Below are 15,380 nucleotides of genomic sequence, written 5' to 3'. Positions count from 1 at the left end.
CGACATATTCCGATGCCTACATCACAGGCAAAAAAACCGAAAACACCGAGCCCTCCCCGGGCTTGGACGATACTTTGATATGTCCGCCTTGGGCGGCAACGATCTCCCGGGCCAGATACAGGCCGATGCCGACGCCTTCCTGCTTGGCCGCCTGCTTGCTGCGATAAAACCGCTTGAAAATATCGTTCCACTCCTCCGCCGCGATCCCGATCCCGCGGTCGGCCACATCAACGCGGACAAACATGTCCCCCGCCTGCGCCGAAACCTGTACGACACTTCCGGATCCGCTGTATTTCACCGCATTCTCCAACAGATTAAACAACGCTTCGCCGGTCCATTTCGGATCGTGCCGCGCCGAGACTTTCGGGTCGAAGTCAATCGCAATTTCGATGCCTTTGCGCTCCGCCGCCGCATACACCTGCGAAACGGCTTGCGTGATCGTCGGAATCAACGGGGACACGTCGGTCTGCAACGTAATCATCCCTGCCTCGAGCCGGGACATTTTGACCAGAGAACCGATCAGCCAATCCAGCTTGGCGGTTTGCGCCTTAATCTGGGCCGCGTACTGCCGAGCCTCCTCGCTGAGGTGCGGGATTTCCTCCAGCAGCTCGACGTACAGCATCATACTCGACAACGGCGTTTTCGTCTGGTGCGAGATGTCGGAGAGCAGCGTCTGTATCCGGCTCCGCTCCGCCATGACTTGCCCTTCGCGCGCTTTGGCCAGCTCGACATAACGAACAACCTTGTTTTCCAACGCGGAAAGACGGGTTTCTTCATAATCGGTCAGCCTGGCCTGACCGGCGATTGCCGCATCCACAATATCGTAAGCCGCCTGGATGACGGAAGCGGACCTCGCTCGCAGCGTCCGGGCGAAAGCGCCAGCCGCCAGGATCAACGCCGCGGCGAAGCACGCGGGCAGCCAAAGCGGCGGGGAGAACACCTCCCCGGCCCACACCCAGGCGGCAACCGGATAACCGAACGTCAGCAGGGCAAACAAGAGTCCGTACCCGGCGTAAATCCAGCCGAAAGCAATCCGCTGCCGCGAGGCTGGACGGGCTTGTCCAGCGGGCCGCCCGCCTTTGCGCCCTCCGGCTAATTCGGCGTGCCCGTATCCTCCGCCGGTTGCGCGGCCGCTTCTCATCGCGGCACCCCCACGTCGGTCCACAAGTACCCGAGCCCGTATACCGTTTTAATATATTGAGGCGCGGAGGGATTCTCCTCGATCTTGGCCCGCAATCGCTTGATCGTGACGGTCAATGCGTTCTCATCCACAAACTCCGCTTCATGCCCCCATACGAGATAAATCAGCTGCTCCCGGGTCAGAATTTGTCCGCGGTGGTTCACCAGCGCCTTCAGCAGCTTTTGTTCCGTCACGCTGAGCGGAATGGCCACTCCCTCTTTGCGGTAATCCATTTTGCCGAAGTCGAACGCGAGGGAGCCGATCACCACTTTATCCTCGCGGCCGGGGTCACAGCGCCGGAGCACGGCCATCACCCGCGACCTGAGCACCATCAGGCTGAACGGCTTCGTGATGTAATCGTCCCCGCCCAGTTCGAAGCCCATCACGATATCGGACTCCATATCGTTCGCCGTCAGAAAAATGACGGGGATCCGCGAAGTCTCTCGGAGCTTGGCGCAAAAGTCCAGGCCGCTTCCGTCCGGCAGTCTGACATCAAGCAGGATGAGATCGATTCCGCCCGCCTCAAGCCGCGCTTCCGCTCCCGCCAAATCATAAGCCTGTTCCACGGCGATTCCATCCCGGGCCAACGTCAGCGCGATCCCTTTGTTCAAGCCCGCATCATCTTCTACGATCAGAATGCTCGTCATGATAAAAGTACGCCCTTTCCCTCCGGTCATTCCTACAAGCAGATTATACACGAACATCCCTTCGAAAAAATGTGTCATCTCTGAATTTGTAATTATTTCTTCCGGCTCCGCAGCTCTTTCATGATCTTGCGGCCGGTCGGCGTTTGCGCCAGCCCGCCCTGCGCCGTTTCGCGGTGGCGGCTGGGCATCGCCGAGCCGACCTCCAGCATCACGTCGATGACTTCGTCCGACGGGATCGCGCTGCGCACGCCGGCCAGCGCCATATCGGCGGCGGCAAGGGCGTTCACCGCGCCAAAGCCGTTGCGCACGATGCAGGGGATTTCCACCAAGCCGCCGACGGGATCGCAGATCAAGCCCAGCGTGTTCTTAAGCGCGAGACCGACGGCTTGCACCGCCTGCTCCGGCGTCCCGCCGCGCAGCTCGACCATCGCTCCGGCCGCCATGCCGATCGCCGAGCCGATTTCCGCCTGGCATCCGCCTTCCGCGCCGGAAATAAACGAGTTGTTGGCGATCACGTAACCGATAGCCCCGGCGCAAAACAACCCGCGCACGAGGTGATCGTCCTCCCAGCCGAAGCGCTCTTGGGCGCTCACGAACACGCCGGGGATGATGCCGCAGGAACCGGCTGTCGGCGTGGCGACGATTCGCCCCATCGAGGCGTTGACCTCGGACACCGCCAGCGCGTAGGCCATCGCCCGGCAGGCGATGTCGCCGACGGAAGCCTCTTCGCGGCCGCGGTAAGCCTCGACCCGTTTGGCGTCGCCGCCCGTCAGACCGCTGGTGGAGACGATATCCTCCGTCAGCCCTTTGTGTACCGCCGTTTTCATGATTTGGTAATACTCGCCCATGGCGGCTAGGATCTCCGCCTCCGATTGCCCGCTCTCGGCCGCCTGATCCTGGATCATGATGCCGGAAATCGTTTGGGATTCCCGGTCGCACAGCCGGACCAGCTCCCGCAAATTTTTGAAGCGCATTCCGCTCTCTCCTTTCTTATCTCGACAGATCGATATAGGCTACCCGGACGACATGCTCCAACGAACCGATCGCCTCCCTTAATTGCGGGGGGATGGACGAATCGGCTTCCACGACGGTCAATGCCTCGCCCGTGCGCCCTTTCCGGTCGGTGATGATGTAGCCGATGTTGACGTACTCCCGGCTGAACAAGGCGGTAATGCCGGCCAGCACCCCTTGCCGGTCGGCGTGGGAGATCACCAGCGTCGGCAGCTCGCCCGAGCTTTTGACCTCAAATCCGTCGATGCTCCGAATGACGACCGTTCCCCCGCCGATGGACGCGCCCGTCACTTCCATATGCCGCCCGTCCGCGCCGGTCAGCGTAATTTTTACCGTATTCGGATGCGCACCGGGTAAGACCCCCGTGGAAAATACCACCTTCACCCCCTGCTCCGCGGCATCCTGCAGCGAATGGCGGATTCGCTCGTCGTCCGTGCGGTAATCGAGGATGCCGCCGACCACGGCCAAATCGGTGCCGTGTCCGCTGTACGTTTCGGCAAAAGAGCCGTAAAAACAAATCGCCGCCTCCACCGGCGGTTCCCCGAACAATTGCCGCGCGAATCGCCCGATCCGCACCGCCCCGGCGGTATGCGAGCTCGATGGACCGATCATCGCCGGCCCGATAATGGAAAACACGTTTTTGAAGCGCATGGTTCAATCTCTCCCTTATTGGCATTCAAGATGATCCGCCGGTTTACCACGAAAAAGGGACAGCGCAAAAAGGCCGCTGCCCCTTTGCTCTGTCCCCGTTACCTGAAAGTTTAATGTTCCCGGCCTACCCTTGATCCGGGATCCATGTACCTCTTGGGTGGCTGATCGCTCTCTCCAGAGTGGCGTCCGATCATGGTCCTTGTACCTGAGAGATTCGGCTGCCGGTTTGCAGGACCGGCCCTTTGCTCCTTCGGTGCCGCTATTGAGGCTCCCCTTCCCTTCCGGCTCCCCCTGCGGACTCTCCCATCATCCTCATTCGCCTGTATGAATTTGTGTTTAATGTAAAACGAAGTTAGCAATATGTCAAGATAACTTACATAAGGTTACATGGTTTGTTAAGCTATTCTAGTCATATTTTCCTATTTTTATGTGAAAATATGTATATTTTTCATGTAAAGCCACTTGTATCCTTAAATTTACAGATATATACTATCCCCAACAACTCCAGATTTTACCTTATTTTATGAAATGTTGAAAATAAGGTGCGCTCCGCGTTAACTTTCCTTCACATCAGCGCAGGCAGGCTCGGCCGTGTTACCTCTCACTCCGCATCCGGCTTTCAGCTTCTCATCCATCATGGCTTACCCGCATTTGCATCAACTGACTTCGATTAAGGAGGTGATGAACAAAGGGACGCTCGCTCCATTCGTTACCAGGCATAATGTACCCGGACTTTGCTGAATGTTTCTCCGGGCGGCCGCCAATGGATCTTTGCTGGATCTTAAAACCTCATAAAGGGAGTGAAGAAGTTGATAAGTCTCAAGAGATTTCGCAAATCTTTCTCGCTTGGCATGTCGATCCTTCTTGCGTTGACCCTCGTCCCCGTCGCCTCCGCCGACAGCAGTGGAGTTACGGGAAAAAGCAGCCTGAAGTCGACCGCGCCCCACGTGGTTGAAGCCAAAATCGACGCCAAATTGCAGACTCAGTTTAAGCAGGACGACTTCGTCACCTACCTGGTCAAGCTCAAAGAACAAACCGATACGGCCTCGGTCGCCAAGCTGGCTCTCCAGAAAGCCACGTTGGAGAAAGCTACTCCTTCCGCCGCCAAGCTGTCCGCCCGGACTTCCGTTGTCAGCGCATTGCGCGAGACGGCCTCCCGCACCCAATTCGCACTGGACGAATATTTGCGGAAAGCCCGGGAATCCGGAGAGGTGAAGGACTACAAAAGCTACTTTATCGTAAATGCCATGGCGGTGACAAGTACAAAAGAGGTACTGGAGCAAATCGCCCTTTTCCCTGAAGTGGAGAAGATCCTTCCGAATGAAGAACGTCATCTGCAAAAGGTCGAAATCCATCAAGAACCGGCAACGCGGCCTGCCGTTGAGACGCCTTCCGCGCAACCTGCTGACGGAAAGACGGCTGCCGAGACCGACACCGGCAAGCAGACCTCGGATGTTACGCCAAGCAGCGTCGAGTGGAATATTGCCCAGGTGAATGCCCCCGAGGTGTGGAATAGGGGCATCGACGGCACCGGCATCGTAGTGGCTAACCTCGATACCGGCGTCGAGTACAATCACCCGGCCTTGAGAAGCAAATGGCGCGGATTCGATGCCTCGGGCAATGTCGTCGATCCCGAGCTCAGTTGGTACGATCCGCATAGCCATGCTTCGCTGCCGACGGATAGCCACGGCCACGGCACGCACACCATGGGGACGATGGTCGGCTCGGAGCCGGACGGCTCGAACCGGATCGGCGTCGCACCTGGGGCCAAGTGGATCGCGGTGCGGATCTTTAACCCCTCCACCACGGATGCCATCATCCTGGATGGCGGCCAATGGCTACTGGCCCCGATCGATGCCGAAGGGAATCTTCATCCGGAGCTGGCTCCCGATGTGGTCAACAACTCCTGGGGCGGTGGCCCCGGCATCGACGAATGGTTCCGCCCGATCGTGCAGGCTTGGAGAAGCGCGCAAATCTTCCCCGAGTTTTCGGCGGGCAACGTCGATGAATTCAATCCCGGCGGTCCCGGCTCCGTAGCCGCACCGGCCAACTATCCCGAAGCGTTCGCCACCGGCGCCACGGACATCGGCGGAAATTTGGCCGATTTCTCTTTGCGGGGACCCTCGCCTTACGATGAAATTAAACCGGAGGTTTCCGCACCGGGGGTGAACATTCGCTCCTCCGTTCCCGGCGGAGCCTACGAGGGCGGCTGGAACGGCACCTCGATGGCGGGGCCGCACACGACAGCGATCGCCGCCTTGTTGCTGCAGGCCAACCACTCCCTCACGGTGGACCAGTTGGAGGACATCCTGACCCACACGGCCACGCCGCGGACGGACGGCGAATATGAGGCGGCCCCCAATAACGGGTACGGGTACGGCATCGTAAATGCACTGGACGCCGTCGGCTCCGTGCTGGAAGGGGTCGGCATGGTCTCCGGGCGCGTGGTGACCGGCGGAGAAGACTTGGACGAGCCGGTCCTGGAGCATACGCCGCCTACCTTAGTATATGAAGGCTTCGATGTAACGTTATCCGCCCGCGTAAGCGACGACGTTGCCGTCACGTCGGTCGAGTTTTACGCCAAAGAAACAGGAACCAGCCATTATTTATATCTTCCGGCCAAACGGGTTTCCGGGAACGAAAAGGATGGCGGATATGAAGCAACCGTACCCGCCTTCCTCATCGGGACGGCCGGACTTGAATACTACATTCGCGTGAACGACTACGGCAACAACGGGTTTGACAGCAAGCCATACACCGTAACGGTATCGACCGGCATCGCGCCCGGTTATTTGCAGGATTTCGAGTCCGATGTCACCGGATTTATGTCCGGCGGAACCGGAAACACCTGGGCCTGGGGAACGCCGGTCAGCGGACCGGGCAGCGCTCATTCCGGCGAAAAGGTGTACGCCAGCAATCTGACCGGCAGCTACGCTTCCGGCGCCGACTCGTATCTACTGACGCCGCCCATTGATTTGACCGATAGTCCGCAAGGGGCGCTGCTCTCTTTTAAACATTGGTATGACTTGGAAGCAGACCGCGATTTCGGCACCGTATATGTCGCTTCCCTGGACACCGATTACGCCTTCGTGCCGCTGGCGGAATTCACCGGAACGAGCGGCGGTTGGCGAACGCAATACCTGGATCTGAGGGATTATGCCGGCGAACAGATTTACCTGCAGTTCGGACTAAGCAGCGACGGCTCCGTACAGAAGGCCGGCTGGTACCTGGACGACCTGTCCCTGCAGGCCCCCGACGCCACTGCGCCTGCGGCCCCCGCCGATCTGACCGGCTCCGTGAACTTCGCCGGCAGCGCCGAGCTGTCCTGGTCCCCTTCCGCCGATGAGGACGTGAAGCTGTACACGGTGTACCGCTCGACCGTGTCGGGATCCGGCTATGAAGCGATCGGTACAACCGTCCAGACGGAATTTACCGACGCGGCGACCGAAACGGATCATACTTATTATTACGCGGTTACCGCTACGGATTACAGCGACAACGAAAGCGCCAAATCCAACGAGCTGGAGCTGACGGTCGTCCGTCCGGCGACGGTATTCAGCGACAACTTCGACGGCAGCGGCGACAACGGCTGGGCGCACAGCGGCACGCGGGACGAATGGGAACGCGGCACCCCGGTGGAACCCGGACCGGCCAGCGCCGTCTCCGCGCCGAACGTTTGGGGAACCGACCTCGACAACAGCTACGAAAATGGAGCAGATGCCTCCCTCGTGTCCCGGGCGATCGATTTGAGCGGCGTTGATCATGCCACCCTGCTGTATGATCAATGGTTCGAAATGGAAACCAATTACGATTACGGTTATGTGGAAATCAGCTCCGACGGCGGAAACGCGTGGAATGAGCTGGGCAAATTCTCGCACAGCACCAGCGGCAAGCAATGGAGCCCGGTCTACTATAATCTCGATGCTTACGCCGGAGAACAAGTCCAAGTGCGGTTCCGTTTAAAGACGGACAGCAGCGTCGTGAAATCCGGCTGGTACATCGACAACGTTCAAGTGCTAAGCGCAAATGCGCCGGAGTCACGGGTAACGAAAAACGTGCTTGGCGAAGCAGGTACAAAAACGGACAAGGCGGCGAAATCCGGGCCCGCTTACAAGCTGATCCGCACCAGCAAAACCGAATACGAACAGTTGGTGAAGCAGGCGGAACCTGCCGGCGACATCGGCATCAACAGCCTGCCGGCCAGCGCAACCGTGTCGGTGCTGGAAACCGGGCGCTCGGTGAAGACCGATCCCGCCACCGGACGGTACAGCTTGAACCACGTAGCCGGGGATTACACGCTGAAAGCGGAAGCCTACGGATATTATCCGCAAACGGCGAAAGTGACCATCGCCGACCGGACAAACGCCAAGGTCAACTTTAGCCTGCAGCCGATTCCGAGGGGAATCCTCAGCGGAACGATCACCGATGAACGCACCGGAGAGCCGATCGATGGTGCTGCGGTGATGGTGCTTGAAGATGCAACCATCGCCCCTCAAATCACCGGCGCGGACGGCCGCTTCTCGGTAGAGGTGCTGGAAGGCACCTACACGTTGTCGGTTAGAGCGGCCGATTATTACGGGAATACGCTAACCGTTACGGTACCGCCGAACGGAACGGCCGACGGCTCGTTAGCCCTCAAGCCTTTCGTGGGCTTGCCGGGCGAAATCGCCTACGATGACGGCACGGCGGAGAACGCCTGGGCCTTCAACGCGGCAAACAACGCCTGGGCCGTTCGCATGACGCCGGATGCCGGCGCGGTGCAAGTCACCGGCGCGTCGATCCGGTTCTGGAACACCGAATGGCCGGTTCCGGGCGGCACCGCCTTCCAATATGCCGTTTACGACGCATCGGGCCCCGATGGGGCGCCCGGACGGGTATTGGCCGGTCCGTTTGACGGCACCGCGCTGCGCAATGACCAATGGACCGTACTCGAACTGCCGGATCCGGTCACCGTCGAAGGCGACTTCTACATCGTATACATTCAAACCTTGGCCGGAACGAGCGCTCCGGGGCTCGCCACCGACGAAACCGGCCCGAACGCCCATCGCAGTTGGAATCGAATCAACGGGGCATGGAGCTTGACGGACGAGGAAGATGGCAACTATATGATCCGCGCCATCGTGCGTTATCCGGTGAACGCGCCGGTTATTACAGCGCCGGCGGACGGTTCTTATACGAATCAATCCGCCTTCACCGTGACCGGAACTTCGCCGGCCAACGCCGCCGACGTTAAGGTGTACAACGGCACCGAGCTGGCGGGCGAAACCACGGTCGAAAACGGACAATTCAGCCTGCCGATCGAGCTTCACGATGGAGCCAACGCCTTGTCCGCCGAAGTGATCGTGAACGGGAAAACAACGGACCGTTCGCTGCCGGTCACGATTACGCTGGACACCGCCGCTCCGGAACTGGAGGTGGTATCGCCCGCGGACGGCTTCCGCACGAATACGGAAGTGCTGAATGTAACGGGTTCCGCGATCGACGAGTTCCTGAGCAAGCTGACCGTCAACGGACAGGAGGTTCCGCTGGAAGGCGGCGCATTTGCGTACCGCATGCTGATCGATGCCGGCGAGAATCGGATTACCGTTACCGCCTCGGACCTCGCCGGGAACGAAACGACGGTCACCCGGATCGTATACGTGGATACCGAACTGCCGGAGATCGCCAATCTATCGCCGATAGAGGATGTGCATTTGACAGCGGGAGAAGCGCTGGCGGTATCCTTTGACAGCGTTCCGGGTCTTGCGGCTTCGTTCCGCGTCGAATTGCCGCTGTCGTTAACCGGCGGTACGGGCAGCGGGATCCCGATGACGGAAACGGCGCCGGGACATTATGAAGGAACGTATACGACGCCCGCATCGCTTGTACTGGAAGGCGGCCTGATCGTGGTCACGGTTCGCGATGCGGCGGGGAACCGCGGCGACTTCCAGGCGCCGGGCCGCTTGTTCGTCAGCGCGCCGGGCGAGGACCCCGGGGAGGATCCGGGAGAGGATCCCGGGAACACCCCGAACGTCCCGCCGGTTGCCGTAATCGATGCGGTGGAGCGTGCGGCCAAGAACAAGCAAATCGACTTTGACGGATCGGCCTCCTCGGATGCCGACGGCCGCATCGTCCGCTACAGCTGGTCGTTCGGCGACGGCGGCACGGAGCTCGGCCCCAAGGTCAAGCATCGCTTCTCCGCCGCCGGGGGATATACCGTCACTTTGACGGTGACCGATGACGACGGCGCCGAAAGCACGGCGGTTCATAAAATCGTGATCCGTTAAAATCCCCGGACTCGCTCCGGAGACAGATCGGCCCCAAACGGTTGATGTTGTTTGGGGCCGATCACCAAAATACCGTTCCCCATAACGCGGAGACGCTACCGTTTCCGAGATATAACGTTGTCGGCACATACAGCAAATAAGGATACGGCGTAAGCCAAGCGAAGGATTCGAGCCAGCCGGGCAGCCATTCGAGCGGAATAAAGAAGCCGGCGAGCAAATTGACCAGCGCATGATGGCCCCAATACAACCAGGACGACTCGGTGGTCCACAAGGCGCTGATTCCGATAAGATAATTGATGCAGATGGATAAATAGGAGGCTCCAAGCAAGGCGGCGACGGTGAACAGAACGGCGGCTCCATCGCTCGGAAGCGGCAGGGAAAAGACGAAAAAATACAGGAGATAAATCGGAATGGATTTGTACACGAACTGATAAGCGATTTGCCCCCATTCCTTGGCCATCGCGTGGGGGAACAGGTGAATGGGCCGCATCAGATCCAGGGCGATCTGCCCGGTCCTGACGGATTGCGCGATGCCGAGTCCGTTCGTGATGAAGCTGGTGACCCAGAGAGCGGACTGCGTAAAGGCGATGTAGGCGACCATGCCTTGCGTTCCGTAGCTCCCCAGCGAGTGGTCGCGTCCCAGCCCGATCCAGATGCACGCATACATGAAGCCGAACATGGCGCTCGCGATATTGTGCACCAGGTGGGCTCCGCGATACTGCACATTGCGGGCGTAGGCTTTGGCAGCCAGGGTGAAATAAAGCCCAGCTTGAATCATTTGACACCTCCGATAAGCATGTTTAGAGCGAAATCGTTCGCTCTCCGGACGGCGGACCCGTCCACTTCAGACAAGGCGAATAGGAAAGAAGGACATTAGCATACCGCAAATTGGGGAGTGTGGCAAGAACAATTTCCCTTTCGGCGGAATAGCGAAAAGCCCCCCAACCTATCCCAAGATAGATTGGGGGGGATCACGGTTAACGCAATGCTATGCTATGCTATGCTTCGCCCAGGCCAGCTTAGGCTTAGCCGAGCGCTTTTTCCCGCCGGATTAACTCCAGCAAAGCGCCGCAGCCCTGCTGCACCAGGCCGTAAACCTCTTCGAAGTTCCCCGTGTAATACGGATCGGGAACCTCCTTCAACTGCGAGTCCGGCACCAGATCCAGCAGCTTCACAATCCGAGCCTCGGCTTGCCGGGCCAACGCCTTCAAATCCCGTTCATTCTGGTTATCCATCGCAATGATATAATCGAACTTGGAGAAATCATCCTGCGCGACCTGCCGCGCCTTCAGCCCCTCATAGGAAATGCCGTACTGGTCCAAAATACGGCGCGTGCCGTGATGCGGCGGATTCCCCGTATGCCAATTGCCGGTTCCCGCCGAATCGATCGCAAACCGTTCGCTGAATCCGGCTTCGCTTACCAGATGCCGAAAGACGGCTTCCGCCATGGGCGAACGGCAAATGTTCCCCAGACATACAAATAAAACTCCCACTTTGCGTTTGTCGTTATCCATGGTTCTCTTTCTTCCTCCCTGTCTCCTATCGACACACTATACTCTCTTTAGCAGATAGTACTATAGGAGGTTCAAAAAGTCATCTCTCGAAGATTTAAGAATGACTAGTCATCCGAGAGTGTCCTCCTTAAATCGCAAGAAGATTGCGAAGCTGGTCAAGAAGCAATTCAACGTCGAACCTTGAATTCAGCCGGGCTTTCCGTTACTCTCGTTGATCCGTCTACTACGCTCCGCTGCTCATCCCCGGGCTTCATCCAACCTTCCCGGTGCGGAAAAGTCGACTTCTTGAACTCGATCTGTCGGGTGAAGCCGGAGAACAACCGGAGCTTTAGGCTTTGCGCACCACCGGAATCCAGATTTCGCTTCGATAGTCGGGCAGCGACGTGTCCGGACTCTCGTTCCGCAGGAGTTCGGGCCCTTCGGCCAGCTCATAATGAGCGGACGGGAACCACTCCGAATAAATCCGTCCCCAAACGTTCTGCAGCGTCTCCGGAAACGGGCCGACGGCGGTGAACACCGCCCATGTCGAAGCGGCCACCTCCAGCGAAGCATAACCGACCGGGCAAGCCCGCGTTGTCGCCACGCCAAGGTAATGGTCCAGCTCGCCCTGCTCCTCCATGCGCCCCTCCGAGAAGTTGGCCGACGCGCTGATCATCCCGGCCGGTTCGAGGTTGGACAACCCCTTCAACTGGGCAATCCTCTCCGGGGTTAAGCTTTGCGCCATTTCCGCAATATGCGGATTAACCCCGTGAAATTGGATCGGTACCCGTTTGTGCAGGCCGACGATCCGAAAAGCCTCCTTGTCCACGATCCGATAATTCATTTCGCTTCCTCCTTGTATGGTGAGTTGGAAGGCCATCCGAGGATAAGCTTTGAGCGGCGCTCCCGGATCTCTCGCTTCCGACGGCGTGATGCCATGCAGGCCTTGGAACGCACGGGTAAACGCATCCGCGGAACCGTAGCCGTATTTGACCGCAACATCGATCACCCGCACCGGCCCTTGCTGCAGCTCGAAAGCGGCCAGCGTTAATCTCCGGCGGCGGACGTATTCCGTCAGCGGAATTCCGGCCAGGAACGAAAACATCCGCTTGAAATGATACTCCGAGCAAACGGCGATCCGGGCAACCTCCCCATAATCCAGCTCCTCCGTCAATTTCCGCTCGATGTAGTTCAACGCCTCGTTCATGTTTTTCAGCACATCCATCGTTTGCGCCTCCTCTGGTTCCCAGCATAACAAGAGTTCTCGGCACTCATCCGACTTTCCGCGCACCGATTTTGCGGGGATTACGGACCGTAGCGGCCAAATGGGTTTGGTATCAGTATATCGGTTCCGAGCTCAGCTCAAAAAAGCCCGCTCCCTGCACATTTAAAACGCGGGAAGCGGGCGGTTCGGCGGAAAACGGTTGGCCTCAAGCGGAGCGGGCTACCGCGTACAGGCGCGATAAGCGGTAGGCGAAATGCCGGCGTGGCTCTTGAATTGGCGGGAAAAATGCGCCAGTTGCATGCCCAGCCGGTCGGCGATGACAGCGATGCTATCGTCCGTGTAGGTCAGCAGCCGCTTGGCCTCTTCCATCCGTCTGCGCTGCACGTAATGCATGGGGGTGACGCCCATGATTTTTTTGAAATAGGGGATAAAATAGTTCGGATGCAAATGCACGATATCGGCCAGCGTTTCGATTTCGATCGGCTCGTGCAGATGCTCCTGAATATATTTCAGCACGCCGCTCAGCTTGTTGCGTTCCGTAAATTGCATATAATCCTTCAAATAATCGCGGTAGCCGCCCTCCTCCAGGCAGCAGGCGAGCAAATTCAGCAGACAAGCCTGCATGCGCAGCCCGGCAAATGGCCCCCCGGACTGAAACTGGCGGATCATCTCGTCGAAGGTGGCTCGGACGTACTTCGGATTGCCGGCATCACTGATGTACAGCTTGCTCCCGGCATGAAACAGCGGCCATTCTCCCACCTGGGCGTCGAAATGGCAGAAATACCGCGTATAAGGACGTTCCGGGTTCGTATACGTCGTCTGGCTGGTCCCCGCCGGCATAATCATCAACTGGCCCGGTCGAGGATAATAGGTCTCCCCGTTGATGATCACCGCCCCTTCCCCTTCCGCGATAAAATACAGCCGGTTGAAGCTCGGAGCCAGCTCCGTCCGGTTCCAGCCGGGAAACCCGGCTCGCAGTTGGGCGTGCGTCACGGTCACGGTCAAGCTCTCGGGCAGCCGCCCGATCAGCAGATCCATCTCACTCATCGTTTCCCCATTCCTTTTTATCGGTTTGCAAGCCACATCCAAGCCGCTTGTGGAGCCTTTCACTCCCGTAGTCTTTGTTCTCATTGTAGCATCCCCATTTATCCAATACACCTTAATTTTGTGCAAAACCGTCTTAATTCGTGCCATTCTCAACCCTCTCGATTCAAGCTAAGCTAAGAGCGATAAGACTGCATGTAGCCGACAGGATGTTTATTTCAAAGAGGGTTCAAGAAGTTTGGTTTGGAGCCCTGAGAAGATTGAATGCAGACAGGGACCGGACTCCGAAGATGAATTCTTGAACTACCTTTAAGGGAAAGGCAGGGAGCGATTTAATGGACAAAGTACGTTTCGCCATCATCGGCATCGGCAATATGGGAACGTCCCATGCGCTGAGCCTCTGCGGTGAGATTCAGGGCGCCGAGCTGACCGCCGTATGCGACACCAACCCCGAGCGGCTCCGTTGGGCGAAGGAACATCTGCCGGAGACGGTGCAGGCCTTCGGCACGCCGGAAGCATTGTTCACTTCGGGGGCGATGGATGCCGTGCTGATCGCCACGCCGCATTACGATCACCCGACGCTGGCGGTGCAGGCTTTTGAGAGCGGTTACCACGTACTCGTGGAAAAGCCGGCTGGCGTCTTCACCAAAGCCGTACGCGAGATGAACGCAGCGGCCGCGACGTCCGGCAAGCAGTTCGGCATCATGTACAATCAGCGCACCAATCCGCTCTACGCCAAGCTGCGCGACCTCGTATTGTCCGGGGAGCTCGGGACGATTCGCCGCACGAACTGGATCATCACGAACTGGTACCGCTCGCAGAGCTACTACGACTCCGGCGGTTGGCGCGCCACCTGGGCCGGGGAAGGCGGCGGCGTGCTGTTGAACCAGGATCCGCATCAGCTCGACCTGTGGCAGTGGACAACCGGGATGATGCCGACGCGGGTTCGCGCGTTTTGCCACTTCGGCAAATACCGCAACATCGAGGTGGAGGACGATGTAACCGCCTACGTGGAATACGAAAACGGCGCCACCGGGCTGTTCGTCACCACGACCGGCGAAACGCCGGGCACGAACCGCTTTGAGTTGTCCGGCGACAACGGCAAAATCGTCGTGGAGGACGGCAAGCTCACGTTCTGGCGGCTGCGCGTGCCCGAGCCGCAGTTCAACGCCGAATATACCGGCGGCTTCGGCCAGCCGGAATGCTGGAAATGCGAAATCCCGGTGAGCAGCGGCGACGGACCGCAGCATAAGGGGATTTTGCAGAACTTCACGAACGCGCTGCTGCGCGGCGAGAAGCTGCTGGCCCCGGGCGAGGAAGGCATCCACGGCCTGACGCTCTCCAATGCCATGCACCTGTCCGCCTGGACCGACGACTGGGTGGACCTGCCGCTGGACGAGGAGTTGTTCTACGCCAAGCTGCAGGAGAAGATCCGCACCTCCTCGTTCCGCAAGGACGGCGGCAGCGGCAAGGTGCTGGACGTGTCGGGCACGCATTAAGCGGGGCGCGGCTACGGTCGGGCGTGGCGGGCACGCTTTAAGTGGCTCGACACCGGTCGGGCGTGGCGGCACGCATTAAGCGGCGCGGCTACGGTCGGGCGTGGCGGGCACGTATTAAGCGGCGCGGCTACGGTCGGGCGTGGCGGGCACGCATTAAGCGGCGCGGCCCCGGGCGGGCGTGGCGGCACGCATTAAGTGGCGCGGCCCCGGGCGGGCGGGGCGGCACGCATTAGGCGGCGCGGCTACGGTCGGGCGTGGCGGCACGCATTAAGCGGCGCGGCCAGGACCGGGATAGTGTAGCCTTTCATTACCACTGCCGACGCGGCCGAGGAATAGAGTTATTTTTTCACCTTATTTGCTCTAA

10 protein-coding genes and 1 riboswitch are annotated in these 15,380 nt (G+C 59.0%); of the genes, 2 read left to right on the top strand and 8 right to left on the bottom strand.

Going from position 1 to position 15,380, the window contains the following annotated elements; all coding sequences use genetic code 11:
• Window positions 1-16 precede the first annotated feature (16 nt).
• The 4 genes from ACZF99_RS05385 to sdaAB all read right to left on the bottom strand — a co-directional run bounded on the left by ACZF99_RS05385 (window position 17) and on the right by sdaAB (window position 3,489).
• Entirely contained in the window at window positions 17-1,141 is a 1,125-nt protein-coding gene (locus ACZF99_RS05385) for a sensor histidine kinase (protein WP_483609705.1), read from the bottom strand.
• Window positions 1,138-1,827: a response regulator transcription factor gene (locus ACZF99_RS05380; RefSeq protein ID WP_483612549.1), complete on the bottom strand. Its 690-nt coding sequence runs from the start codon at window positions 1,825-1,827 to the stop codon at window positions 1,138-1,140. Before ACZF99_RS05380 ends, ACZF99_RS05385 begins: the two co-directional genes overlap by 4 nt.
• A gap of 92 nt (window positions 1,828-1,919) precedes the next feature.
• Window positions 1,920-2,801, bottom strand: a complete 882-nt coding sequence (sdaAA, locus tag ACZF99_RS05375) for an L-serine ammonia-lyase, iron-sulfur-dependent, subunit alpha (RefSeq protein ID WP_483609703.1) — start codon at window positions 2,799-2,801, stop codon at window positions 1,920-1,922.
• A gap of 16 nt (window positions 2,802-2,817) precedes the next feature.
• The gene (gene sdaAB, locus ACZF99_RS05370) at window positions 2,818-3,489 is read right to left on the bottom strand and encodes an L-serine ammonia-lyase, iron-sulfur-dependent subunit beta (protein WP_483609701.1); all 672 of its coding nucleotides are present in this window, start codon (window positions 3,487-3,489) and stop codon (window positions 2,818-2,820) included.
• Window positions 3,490-3,672: 183 nt separating this feature from the next.
• Window positions 3,673-3,805, bottom strand: a riboswitch (glycine riboswitch).
• Between the two features lie 493 nt (window positions 3,806-4,298).
• Here sdaAB and ACZF99_RS05365 point away from each other — a divergent pair.
• Entirely contained in the window at window positions 4,299-9,755 is a 5,457-nt protein-coding gene (locus ACZF99_RS05365) for a S8 family serine peptidase (protein ID WP_483609700.1), read from the top strand.
• 61 nt (window positions 9,756-9,816) lie between these two features.
• Here ACZF99_RS05365 and ACZF99_RS05360 read toward each other — a convergent pair whose 3' ends face one another.
• From ACZF99_RS05360 to ACZF99_RS05345, 4 genes are all read right to left on the bottom strand, one after another.
• Window positions 9,817-10,533, bottom strand: a complete 717-nt coding sequence (locus tag ACZF99_RS05360) for an ABC transporter permease (RefSeq protein WP_483609698.1) — start codon at window positions 10,531-10,533, stop codon at window positions 9,817-9,819.
• 247 nt (window positions 10,534-10,780) lie between these two features.
• Window positions 10,781-11,269: a low molecular weight protein-tyrosine-phosphatase gene (locus ACZF99_RS05355; protein WP_483609696.1), complete on the bottom strand. Its 489-nt coding sequence runs from the start codon at window positions 11,267-11,269 to the stop codon at window positions 10,781-10,783.
• A gap of 328 nt (window positions 11,270-11,597) precedes the next feature.
• On the bottom strand, window positions 11,598-12,473 hold the full coding sequence (locus ACZF99_RS05350) for an AraC family transcriptional regulator (RefSeq protein WP_483609694.1): 876 nt from the start codon (window positions 12,471-12,473) through the stop codon (window positions 11,598-11,600).
• 219 nt (window positions 12,474-12,692) lie between these two features.
• Window positions 12,693-13,520, bottom strand: coding sequence for a helix-turn-helix domain-containing protein (locus ACZF99_RS05345; protein ID WP_483609692.1), 828 nt, complete (start codon window positions 13,518-13,520; stop codon window positions 12,693-12,695).
• Between the two features lie 332 nt (window positions 13,521-13,852).
• On the opposite strand from ACZF99_RS05345, the gene ACZF99_RS05340 reads away from it, so the two are divergent.
• Window positions 13,853-15,016, top strand: coding sequence for a Gfo/Idh/MocA family protein (locus ACZF99_RS05340; RefSeq protein WP_483609690.1), 1,164 nt, complete (start codon window positions 13,853-13,855; stop codon window positions 15,014-15,016).
• Window positions 15,017-15,380: the final 364 nt, after the last annotated feature.

The organism is Paenibacillus sp. JL3B1040, from assembly GCF_057063165.1.
Note: the sequence above shows the minus strand (reverse complement) of the source record. Positions and strands in the feature narration are given on the sequence as shown.

What these genes read in the sequence shown, in the direction of transcription:
- ACZF99_RS05350 (WP_483609694.1), bottom strand. Translation starts at nt 12,473, where the DNA reads ATGGATGTGCTGAAAAACATGAACGAGGCGTTGAACTACATCGAGCGG.
- ACZF99_RS05340 (WP_483609690.1), top strand. Translation starts at nt 13,853, where the DNA reads ATGGACAAAGTACGTTTCGCCATCATCGGCATCGGCAATATGGGAACG.
- ACZF99_RS05360 (WP_483609698.1), bottom strand. Translation starts at nt 10,533, where the DNA reads ATGATTCAAGCTGGGCTTTATTTCACCCTGGCTGCCAAAGCCTACGCC.
- sdaAB (WP_483609701.1), bottom strand. Translation starts at nt 3,489, where the DNA reads ATGCGCTTCAAAAACGTGTTTTCCATTATCGGGCCGGCGATGATCGGT.
- ACZF99_RS05380 (WP_483612549.1), bottom strand. Translation starts at nt 1,827, where the DNA reads ATGACGAGCATTCTGATCGTAGAAGATGATGCGGGCTTGAACAAAGGG.
- sdaAA (WP_483609703.1), bottom strand. Translation starts at nt 2,801, where the DNA reads ATGCGCTTCAAAAATTTGCGGGAGCTGGTCCGGCTGTGCGACCGGGAA.
- ACZF99_RS05345 (WP_483609692.1), bottom strand. Translation starts at nt 13,520, where the DNA reads ATGAGTGAGATGGATCTGCTGATCGGGCGGCTGCCCGAGAGCTTGACC.
- ACZF99_RS05385 (WP_483609705.1), bottom strand. Translation starts at nt 1,141, where the DNA reads ATGAGAAGCGGCCGCGCAACCGGCGGAGGATACGGGCACGCCGAATTA.
- ACZF99_RS05355 (WP_483609696.1), bottom strand. Translation starts at nt 11,269, where the DNA reads ATGGATAACGACAAACGCAAAGTGGGAGTTTTATTTGTATGTCTGGGG.